Origin of the sequence: Treponema sp. UBA753, assembly GCF_002297325.1 — a bacterium.
In the GTDB taxonomy this organism is placed as follows: Bacteria; Spirochaetota; Spirochaetia; order Treponematales; family Treponemataceae; genus Treponema_D.
Map to the genome: position 1 here is coordinate 1 of NZ_DBKJ01000005.1, position 10,098 is coordinate 10,098.

The 10,098-nt window shown below is 39.1% G+C and carries 7 protein-coding genes; all 7 read right to left on the bottom strand.

What is annotated here, in order from left to right:
- Positions 1-244: 244 nt before the first annotated feature.
- Positions 245-1,570 carry an HD-GYP domain-containing protein gene (locus tag B4C08_RS00245; RefSeq protein WP_296662061.1) on the bottom strand — a complete coding sequence of 442 codons (1,326 nt, stop codon included), beginning with the start codon at positions 1,568-1,570 and terminating at the stop codon, positions 245-247.
- A gap of 63 nt (positions 1,571-1,633) precedes the next feature.
- Complete coding sequence (locus B4C08_RS00250) at positions 1,634-3,793, bottom strand: glycoside hydrolase family 9 protein (protein WP_296662062.1); 2,160 nt, start codon at positions 3,791-3,793, stop codon at positions 1,634-1,636.
- 193 nt (positions 3,794-3,986) lie between these two features.
- On the bottom strand, positions 3,987-5,471 hold the full coding sequence (gene malQ, locus B4C08_RS00255) for a 4-alpha-glucanotransferase (RefSeq protein WP_296662063.1): 1,485 nt from the start codon (positions 5,469-5,471) through the stop codon (positions 3,987-3,989).
- 23 nt (positions 5,472-5,494) lie between these two features.
- Entirely contained in the window at positions 5,495-6,532 is a 1,038-nt protein-coding gene (locus tag B4C08_RS00260) for a LacI family DNA-binding transcriptional regulator (protein WP_296662064.1), read from the bottom strand.
- A 97-nt stretch (positions 6,533-6,629) separates the two neighbouring features.
- Positions 6,630-7,475, bottom strand: coding sequence for a carbohydrate ABC transporter permease (locus tag B4C08_RS00265; protein WP_296662065.1), 846 nt, complete (start codon positions 7,473-7,475; stop codon positions 6,630-6,632).
- Positions 7,472-8,320, bottom strand: coding sequence for a carbohydrate ABC transporter permease (locus B4C08_RS00270; RefSeq protein ID WP_296662066.1), 849 nt, complete (start codon positions 8,318-8,320; stop codon positions 7,472-7,474). Before B4C08_RS00270 ends, B4C08_RS00265 begins: the two co-directional genes overlap by 4 nt.
- A 140-nt stretch (positions 8,321-8,460) precedes the next feature.
- Entirely contained in the window at positions 8,461-9,792 is a 1,332-nt protein-coding gene (locus B4C08_RS00275) for an ABC transporter substrate-binding protein (protein WP_296662067.1), read from the bottom strand.
- Positions 9,793-10,098: the final 306 nt, after the last annotated feature.

Genomic DNA, 10,098 nt, shown 5'->3' on the forward strand with positions numbered 1-10,098 from the left:
GACGGATAAAAACAAGTCCGCCTAAGTCGCGCGTGCGGCTGACCCAGCCGTTCAATACAACTTTCTTGCCAACGTCAGCCTTTGTAAGCTCGCCGCAAGTTACAGTTCGTTTAGAATTTTCCATAAGATATTCCTTTTTGCCACGGAATGAATCCGTATTGATTTTTTTATAAAAAGTTTGCAGAAAAATATTTTAATGTTTCACACTTTTTTTTACAACAACCTTGAAGTTGTACAAATGGATTCAGACTTTGAACGCGCCTTTTTCTGCAAGACTTAGGAAAGCTTTTACAACTTCAGGATCAAACTGCTTGCCGCTGTTCATTTTAAAATCCTCGATAATTTTTTCCAGTGGAAAAGCTTTTCTATAACAACGGTCTTGGCTCATGCAGTCAAAAACATCAGCAACAGAAATAATGCGCACAATTTCAGGAATTTCATTTCCTTTGAGACCTTTCGGATAACCAGTGCCGTCAATCCGCTCATGGTGATAAAGGGCGGCAAGGCAAGCATCTGGAATCAATGTAAGTTCTTTTAGCAGGTTATAGCCAGTTGTTGTGTGGCTCTGCATAAGCTTGTATTCAGCATCGGTAAGTTTTTCAGGCTTTCTTATAATTTCGTCAGGAATAGCAATTTTTCCGCAGTCATGGAAAAGTCCGCAGTAATAGGCATTAAGGCACTCATCGCTAGACTTGCCCATTTCCTTTGCAAGCAAATACGAATATTTTGCAACGCGCTCTGAATGTCCGCCTGTATAAATGTCCTTGGCATCGATAAATTTTGTAAAAGCCTTTATTACCTGCTCAAGCGTAAGCCTATCGTGCTCGCGGTCTCTTTCCTTCGCAAGATTTATAGCATGAAGCCTGATTCTGGAAATTACAAGGCAAAGCCACATTATGTAAAAAAGCATAAAGGCATAGAAAAACGGACGGTAAAACAAATCATTTTCAAACTTGTAGTTTACTTTCCAAGATTTAAATTTCATCAAGTTGTCTGTGTCTTCTGTGTAGAAAACAAAGCCCATGGAAATGCTGTTCACGTCCTGCACTCTGCCAGGAATATATTTTTCTATGCTAGGATAAAAAACAATTTTACTTCCAGGATCAAGCGGAATAAGAATATTATTTAAGTTTTTTATTATACGAACTGAAAAGTCGGATTCCTCTGCTTTTTTTAAATCTATCAAAGGCTGCGACGGTTTTTTTTCTGCACGGCTTTTGTAAATTTCAACAAAACCATTCCAAGCATTGTTCAAATAACAAGGCTGCGTTATGTTTACTTCCACATTCCATTCTTTTATCGCGCGCTTGTTAAGATTTTTTACAACTCCAGTGTAGATTCTGCCAGTAAGAGTTCCTTTTCCCGGATGAGCAGAAGCAATGTAAGGAACATAAGTTGTCCAAGCATCGCCTTTTAACTGGCGTTTCCCTATTGAAAACTGAATATCCGGAGAAATATCATTTTCGGTAATATATTCTTTTGCTGTGGCAAATACAAAAAATCCAACTGTTGCAGCCACAAACGAAACTGCGAGAAGAACTATATAAAATTTTTTTAAGAACTTTTTCATAGCAGAATCTTTTCCGTGGAAAACTGCCGCGCATTGAACACAGCAGATATTTTTTGAATTCTTTTAGTCCATACAACCTGAAATCAAATATACAAACGGAGAATTCCAGTAAATTGTAACTTCGTTGCAAGAATAGCTTTGCACGCTGTCTATGTAGCAGGCGGCATAAGGAGCGTCAGAAAGATTTGCACGCGCAAAAGGGTCTTCAAGCTTTGAGTCAGGACCGCCCACAAGCATCCCCGGCATAGGCTTTTTGGCAACTTGCGAAGGCCTGTGATGCGGAAGAATCGGCGAAAGCGTTCCAAAACCAGTCACAAAACAGTATGAGGTTGTGTTTTTTCCAAGCAAATAGTCAATCTGGCATTTTGCTGCTTCCTTGTATTTTTTATTTGGTGAAATTTTGTCCGCAAGCAAGAAAAGCATTCCGTTGTTTGCAACACCCATGTTGCTTCCCCAGACATATTCATACATCGAAAGCGAAACATCATAAGAGTCCATAGCAACATTCTTGAGTTTTTCATTTGCCTTTGAAAGAAACGCTTTTTGCGCTTTTTGATAAAATGAATCCTTTGGAGCGTCGCTTGAAAGATATTCGTAAAGTCCATAAAGGCCAACCTGCTGCCAGCCAAGATCCTGTCCAATTTCAACTGGATTATAAGCCTTTAAAAGCTCAAGATATTTTTCGTCCCCAAAAGTTTTGTAGAGTTCTGCAAGCGCCCAGAATCTTTCGTCTGCATCCTGCGAATCATTGTAAGCTCCAGTTGTAAACAAAATCGGATTTGTAAAGCCTTTTCCATCAAAAGGAGTTTTTTCAAGATATTCCCAAGCTTTTTTTGCAGCTGAAGAATATTTTGCGCTTTCTTCATAATCTTTAAAAATTCTTGAAGCCATTGCCATTGCAGCAGCAAAATCGGCAGTAGCGGCAGTTGAAACAGGACACAAAACGAGCCTGTCTTTTTCGTCCTGAGGCATAACTTCTCCGGGAAATTCCCTGCAAGAAACTTTGTGGAACACAGCTCCGGTTTCTGGAATTTGCATCTTAAGCATCCAGTCAAGCTCGTACTTTATTTCATCAAGAATGTTTTCAGAAGCAAATGCATTTTTATTATGGTCGTAGGCAAGCATCAAGTCGCAGGCAGCTTTTGCAGCAGGAACAACATAGCGTCCGTAGTCGCCGGCATCGTGCCAACCGCCGTTTACATCGTAGGAAGTTTCAACATTGCCGTATACAACTGCGCACGTTGTGTGGCATTCCGGATGTCCAAAATCCGCATCCTGAACTTTTGTTCCGCATCTTTGCAGATAAAAAAATCTTACCGCGCTTTTTAAAATTCCATCATAAATATTAGTTGCAATTTTGAACTCAAATGACTCGCCGTATTTTCCAGCTTTAATTTTGTAAGTTCCTTCTGCGGAAAGCTTTGAAAAATCCGCAATCGCGGTTTGCTCACCAGAAGCTCCGTTGAACTTTGCATTTTTCAGTTTGCCGGAAAAAACAACATTTTCAGTTTTTGTATCTACAACTTCAAAAGCTCCAGAAATTTTCGCGCTCTTCTTTGAGCGGACTACAGCAATTTTTTTTGCGGAAGGCAAATATCCAAGCTGGTTCAAGTTTACATTTGAAGTCGTTGTTGAAGTAACAATTTCTGTAATTCCAGAAGCGTCAACAAGCTCAAGGTTAAAGTTGTCAAAGAAAATTGAATGTCCCTTCATGTCTTCCGGGCAGCCTTTTCCCATGCCAACGTTCAAAACAAGCCGCGGAGAAAAATCTGTAGGCTCGCGCATTGTAAATGTAGCTTCAATATGCTTGGTTTCTTTTCCCACGGAATCCCAGCCGCCAACATAAGCGTGGTAATCTCTTCCGTTCACCTGAAGCCGCCATTCAAAAGTTCTTTCTATAGAAGAATGCACATCAAAAGAATATTTGTAAACGCCGCCTTTGTACAAAAAAAATCCATCGAAATACGGCTGAATTGCATATTCATAAGGTCCGGGATTTTTTATGCGGATTTCCATTTCTCCGTTTTCGGTTACAAGCTGATCCGCGCTTCCATTTGAAAGAAACATATCCCAAAATTTTTTTCCTTTGCTGAAATCTCCGTTTTTTATAAGATTTGAAGTTTTTTCAGGCTCTTCTGTTTCTTCATTTTTTACAGATTTTCCAAAAGCAAACGAAACAAACAAAGCCGATGCCACCAAAAGAGAAAAAATCAGTTTTTTCATAAAAACTCCTATGAAATATAAGCTGATTTGACACTCGAAATAGATTATAATCCGCTTTTTGCAAATTAGAAAGGTCTGAAATATAAATTTAATAAAATTTATATAAATGCTTAATAAAATTTTGACATTATGTGTAAAAAAATCCCCATGCAAAATTTAAGTTCTGCACAGGGAATATCTACATTTTACCAAGCTAAGCTCTTCCGTATAGATGTGTAAAATGCGCAAGGAAATTCTTGGCATCTTCTGAAAACTGCTCTTTTGTTGCGCGCCATTTCCAGTTGTTTCCAACTGTTGACGGAATATTCATGCGGGCTTCTTTGCCAAGTCCAATCAAATCCTGCATAGTAAGAATGCAAGTATTTGCAACGCTCGACATTGCCGCAATCATCATTTCTTTTACAACTTCACGGTTTTCTTTTACACGAAGATACTCCTTGGCATTTTCCACGTCTTTTTTAGAAGCTGTTTCTGTCCAGCCAAGAATTGTGTCGTTGTCGTGAGTTCCTGTGTAAACAACGCAGTTCTGTGTGTAGCGGTAAGGAATATAGTCGCTTGTTTCGCGCGAATCAAATGCAAACTGAAGAACTTTCATTCCAGGGAACCCTGAATCCTTTAAAAGCTGCTTTACGCTGTCTGTAAGAAATCCGAGGTCTTCAGCAATAACAGGCATTTCGCCAAATTGCTTTTTAAGCGAATTGAACAAATCCATTCCAGGTCCCTGACGCCAAACGCCAACTTTTGCATTTGTAGAGCCATAAGGAATACAATAGAAAGAATCGAATCCGCGGAAATGGTCAATTCTGATAACATCATAAATCGCCATGCTTTTTTCAAGACGCTTTTTCCACCAGGCATAATCAGTCTGCTTCATGTATTCCCAGTTGTATACAGGATTTCCCCAAAGCTGACCATCCGCAGAAAATCCATCTGGAGGACAGCCTGCAACTTCAACCGGTTTGTAGTTTTCGTCAAGCATAAACTGGCTTGGATTTGACCAGACATCGGAACTGTCCGCCGCAACATAAATCGGAATGTCGCCTATAATCTTTATTCCTTTTTCATTCGCATATTTTTTAAGGGCATACCACTGCTTAAAAAAGAAATACTGAAGCATTTTATAATATTGCATACGTTCTGCGGATTTCTTTTTCCAAGAATCAAGAGCATCTGGCTTTCTGCATCGAATGTCTTCTTCCCAAAAATCAAATGCAATTCCGCCGTGAGCATCTTTTATCGCCATAAAAAGGGAATAGTCTTCAAGCCAAAACGCATTTTCAGCGCAGAAAGAATCAAAGTCAGATGGAATATTTTTATTGAAATTTTTCTGAATTATTGAAAAAACTTTATGCCGCTCAATGTAAAGCGTTCCGTAGTCCACATAGCGCTCATTGCCGCCCCAGTTTACATTTTCATAGTCGGATTTCTGCAAAAATCCCTGTTCCGCCAAAAAATCAAAATCAATAAAATAAGGATTTCCGGCAAAAGTAGAAAAGCTTTGGTAAGGTGAATCTCCATAGCTTGTAGGGCAAACCGGAAGAATCTGCCAGTACTTTTGGTCTGCGCTTTTTAAGTAATCAACAAAGTCATAGGCATTTTTGCCCATTGTTCCAATTCCTGTTTTTCCAGGCAAAGATGAAATGTGCATCAGCACACCGCAAGCACGTTTGTTCAACATATATTTCCTCGTAAATATTGAAGTTATTTATTTACAATTGATTTCACTGTTTCGCCTTCGACAAATTCAAAAGGAATAATCTTATGAACTGCCGGAGCTTTCTTTTCAACGCAGTCTATAAAAGTTTTAAGACCTTGTATAGCCAGATCTTCGTTCGACTGCTTTATAGTTGTAATTCTAGGACAATAAAAATCCGCAATGGAAAGTCCGTCAAATCCAATTATAGAAATATCTTCGGGAATTGAATAGCCAAGCTGCTTAAGTTTTCTGCACGCGCCAATCGCCATAACATCGGACATACAAAAAACCGCAGTTAAGTCAGGAAACTTTTTTATAAGCTCTTCCGCCGCAGAAGCTCCGCCTTCAAAACTGTAGCGTGTTGTAACGTAAGATTTTTCAAAGTCAAAATCAAGTCCGGCAAGTTCAAGGCCTTCAATAAATCCGTCGTAGCGGTTTTTAGAAGTTTCAGAACTTTCAAAGTCGCCGCCAATTACTCCGATTTTTGTGTGTCCGTGCTTTACAAAATACCGGGCAACATAAAGCGAAGCCTGAAATTCGTCTGTGCTTACACTTGAAAGATTTTCAAACCCTTCTCTTTTTGGCTTGGTCGTAATAAGAATGCAAGGAACTTTTATTTTTTTAAAGTCCTCGCTGAACCGTTCTGGGTTTCCGCCTAAAAAGACAAAGCCAAGCGGTTTTTTTTCATAGTAAATGTTCAAGGCGCACTGGGCTTCGTTGCTGTATTCACCGACAATCTTATTGTCATATTCATCAAGAATAACAACGCTTGCATTATATGGAAGTTTTTCAATCCGCTTTTGCATAAGCTCAAGGATATTGTAAAAAAGCATATTGTTTGTTCCTTTTACAATAATCACAATTGTCTTGCTTCCGCGGGATTTAAGCTCCTTTGCATTTTTGTTAAGAACAAAATCATGCTTGTTTACAACTTCCAGAACTTTTTTGCGCATTTCATCGCTTACATAAGCCTGATTATTTAAAACGCGCGAAACAGTTCCAACGGCGCAGCCACATTCTCTAGCAATATCCTTGATTGTCATATAAAACCTTCCTGCATTTTTTAAATAAACTGTTTTACCTTAAAACAAACAATACGGCAAAAGAGCGGAAAATCCGCCCTTAAGATTGAATGTGTCCTTAGCCTTTTACCGCCCCGGAAATTACGCCTTTTATAATGTATTTCTGCGAAGCAATGTAGAAAATTACAATCGGAATAATCGCAAGAACAAGCATCGCCATGAATCCGCCGTAGTCAGTTGCGCCGTAAGCTCCCTGCATTGCAATTTGAATGGCAACAGGAACAGTTTTGTGGTCAGTTCCTAAAATAAGATAAGGAAGCAAATAGTCGTTCCAAACCCACATCGAATTCAAAATTGAAACCGTAATAATAGTAGGCTTTAGAATCGGGAAAACAACAAGGAAGAATGTCTGAAGAGGATTACAGCCGTCAATTTCAGCAGCTTCCTCAATTTCAAGCGGAACAGCCTTTACAAATCCTGTAAACATAAACACAGAAAGTCCGGCTCCAAATCCAAGGTAAACGAAGACAATTCCAAAAACGTTGTCAAAGCTGATTCTGTTTACAACGAAAGTCATTGTGTACATAACCATCTGGAACGGAACAATCATGCTGAATGCAAACAGGAAATAAATTGCCTTTGTGAATTTATTTTTTACACGGACAATGAACCAGGAAGCCATCGACGTGCAGACAATAATCACAAGGACAGAAGCAATTGAAACCCACACAGAACGGACAAACGAAATAAAGAATCCCGAAGACGAAAGCCCGTTCAGGTAATTTTCAAAACCAACAAAAGTCTCTGAGTTCGGCATTGCAAACGGCGAACTTGAAATATAAAGGCGAGACTTAAAGGAGTTGAGCAAAACAAGCAAAATCGGAATTAAAAATATAGCCGAAAGCAAGCAAAGAAAAACAAAAGCTATTGTATTGCTGCAGGTCTTCTGCTTTGAAAGTGTCATTGTTCAACCTCCTTCTGGTTTGTAAGTTTAAGCTGAATAAATGCAATAGCCGCAACGATGATAAAGAAAACAACAGCCTTAGCCTGTCCTACTCCGTGCCAGTGCATATTGCGTCCGTAGAAAGCGTTATATATATTCAAAGCGAGCATCTCCGTTGTTTTTTCTGGAGCGCCAGCTGTCAATGCCAAGTTCTGGTCAAACATTTTGAAAGTGTTTGTAAGCGTAAGGAATGTACAAATTGTAATTGAAGGCATTACCATAGGAATTTTTATCTTAAAAAGAACAGTCATTGGAGAAGCTCCGTCAATCTGGGCGGCCTCAATCAAATCATTCGGAATATTCTGAAGTCCGGCAATATAAATTACCATCATGTATCCGATAAGCTGCCAGTTTGTAAGAATTACAAGTCCCCAAAAACCAAACTGTGTCTTAAAAGTTATGTCCATTCCAAAATTCGAAAGAACACCGTTTATAAGAAGATTCCAAATATATCCCAAAACGATTCCGCCAATTAAGTTCGGCATAAAGAAAATCGAGCGGAAAATCGCAACTCCCTTAAGTTCCCTTGTAAGAAGAACCGCAAGACTGAATGCAAAAACATTTACAGTTACAATTGAAACAACAGTGAATAATGAAGTAAATCCCAAGGCGTGAATAAATTCATTGTCTGCGGTAAAAGCCTTGACATAGTTCGCAAAGCCAACCCAAGTAGCATCTGTAACAGTAGGAAAGTCCGTGAAAGAAAGTCCGATTCCCATTAAAAAAGGAATCACGAAAAACATTGCAAATGCCAGCAAAGTTGGCAAAAGAAATATAGGGAAATACCCCGCCAATGGTTTTTTCATTTTTCACCTCTGAAGAATTGAAAGGCATTCCTGCGGCAAAACCAATTGCATGATAAGCTCCACCGCAGGAACAAATATATTTTTAACTAATGAAGGACTGTGAAAGACACGCGGAATCTTTTTCAGAGTCCGCGAAAATTCTACATATTAGATTCTTTTTCCCATGTAGAAACAACATCAGCTGCAACATCGTCCCAGCTCTTTGAGCCCTGTGCATATCTAAGCAAAGAAGCTCCGAAGTTGTCTTTGAATGTCTGTGAAGGGAACAATGTGAAGTTCCATGCAACAGATGTAATTCCAGGCTTGCTCATCCATTTGCTGATTTCAACTGCAAGTGGGTCTGTTGGGCGTTCGCTGTCAGAGAATGTGTCAAACGGAGCAATGAATCCGAGTTTGTTTGTTACATAGTCCTTTCCAAAGTCGCTTGAATAGAGCCAGTAAACGAAATCTGCTGTAGCTTTCTGCTCTTCTGCTGAAGCTTTTGCGTTGATACAATAGAAGTTTTCTGTTCCAATGCACAAGCCCTGTGATTCTTCGCCTTCAACACCTGTGTAGATTGGAAGATATTTTACATTTTCTGGAAGAACTTTGTTTCCTGAAACACCGGCAACCTGTCCCCAAGCCCAGTTTCCGTTCTGAACCATTGCGCATTTTTCAAGAGCAAATTCAGACATAGAATCTGTAACTGTTTTTGTTCCAACAGCCTTGCGGTCAACAGTAGAATCGTTCAAGTAAAGGTCAAGAATGTTCTGGAATTCTTTTCCGTACTGGAACTTGATTTTCTTTGTTGCATCAGAAGCAAGATCAATGTTGTTGTTCTTGAATTCATAGTAAACTGGAAGGTTTGCAAGGTGAGTCTGCCATCTCCAGTCTTCGCCGGCTTTCAATGATGTAGAAGCAAAAACACCGTCAATTCCAAGAACTTTTGCGTTCTTCTGCATATCGTCAGCAACAGCCTTGAGTTTTGCAAAGTTGTTTACTTCTTCCATGCTTGAATATGGAACTGCCTTGTTTGAAAGAGCAAAGTATTTGTCTGTGATAGCCTTGTTGTAAATGATTCCGTAGCCTTCTACAACATAAGGAACACCGTAAACACCTTTTCCAGAAGTTACAGCCAAAGATTTGTCTGAAAGATGCTTGTAGATTTCTGTGTTTGAAAGATCTGCGCAATATGATTTCCAGTTTGCGTATCCGCGTGGTCCGTTAATCTGGAAAAGAGTTGGAGCTTCTTTTGTTGACATTTTTGACATAAGAGTTTGTTCATAGGAATTGTTGGCCGCTGTCTCAACAACAACTTTTACACCAGTTTCTTTCTCATACTCGTCTGCAAGTTCCTGGTAAACACCTGCAACTTCCGGCTTAAAGTTCAAGTAGCGAACTGTAAGCTGTTTTTTTCCACCGCATGAAGCAAGCATAAAAGCAGAAGATGCCGCCATAGCAACAGCTGCTGCAACTTTAATAAATTTTTTCATTTTTTCCTCCTAAAAAAATCCAAAACAATGAAATACATAGCATGGAACGTGGAAACGTTTCCATAATTTCAGTATACACATTATAAAAATATTGTCAATTTTTTTTTCAAAACTTTTATTTGAATGAATTTCATTTTATTTTCCATGGCGTTTTATTATATTTTCATGGAAACGTTTTTAGAATTTAGCGTGTTTTTTATCGCATAAAATAAAAGGCTCAATTTCGAGTTTTAAATTTTAGTGTCATTATCGGGCTTGACCCGATAATCTCTTGCTCTTTTTTTAGCAAGATTGCCGTGTCAAGCA

Coding starts and splice junctions, on each gene's coding strand:
- B4C08_RS00245 (WP_296662061.1), bottom strand. CDS start 1,570: ATGAAAAAGTTCTTAAAAAAATTTTATATAGTTCTTCTCGCAGTTTCG.
- B4C08_RS00250 (WP_296662062.1), bottom strand. CDS start 3,793: ATGAAAAAACTGATTTTTTCTCTTTTGGTGGCATCGGCTTTGTTTGTT.
- malQ (WP_296662063.1), bottom strand. CDS start 5,471: ATGTTGAACAAACGTGCTTGCGGTGTGCTGATGCACATTTCATCTTTG.
- B4C08_RS00260 (WP_296662064.1), bottom strand. CDS start 6,532: ATGACAATCAAGGATATTGCTAGAGAATGTGGCTGCGCCGTTGGAACT.
- B4C08_RS00265 (WP_296662065.1), bottom strand. CDS start 7,475: ATGACACTTTCAAAGCAGAAGACCTGCAGCAATACAATAGCTTTTGTT.
- B4C08_RS00270 (WP_296662066.1), bottom strand. CDS start 8,320: ATGAAAAAACCATTGGCGGGGTATTTCCCTATATTTCTTTTGCCAACT.
- B4C08_RS00275 (WP_296662067.1), bottom strand. CDS start 9,792: ATGAAAAAATTTATTAAAGTTGCAGCAGCTGTTGCTATGGCGGCATCT.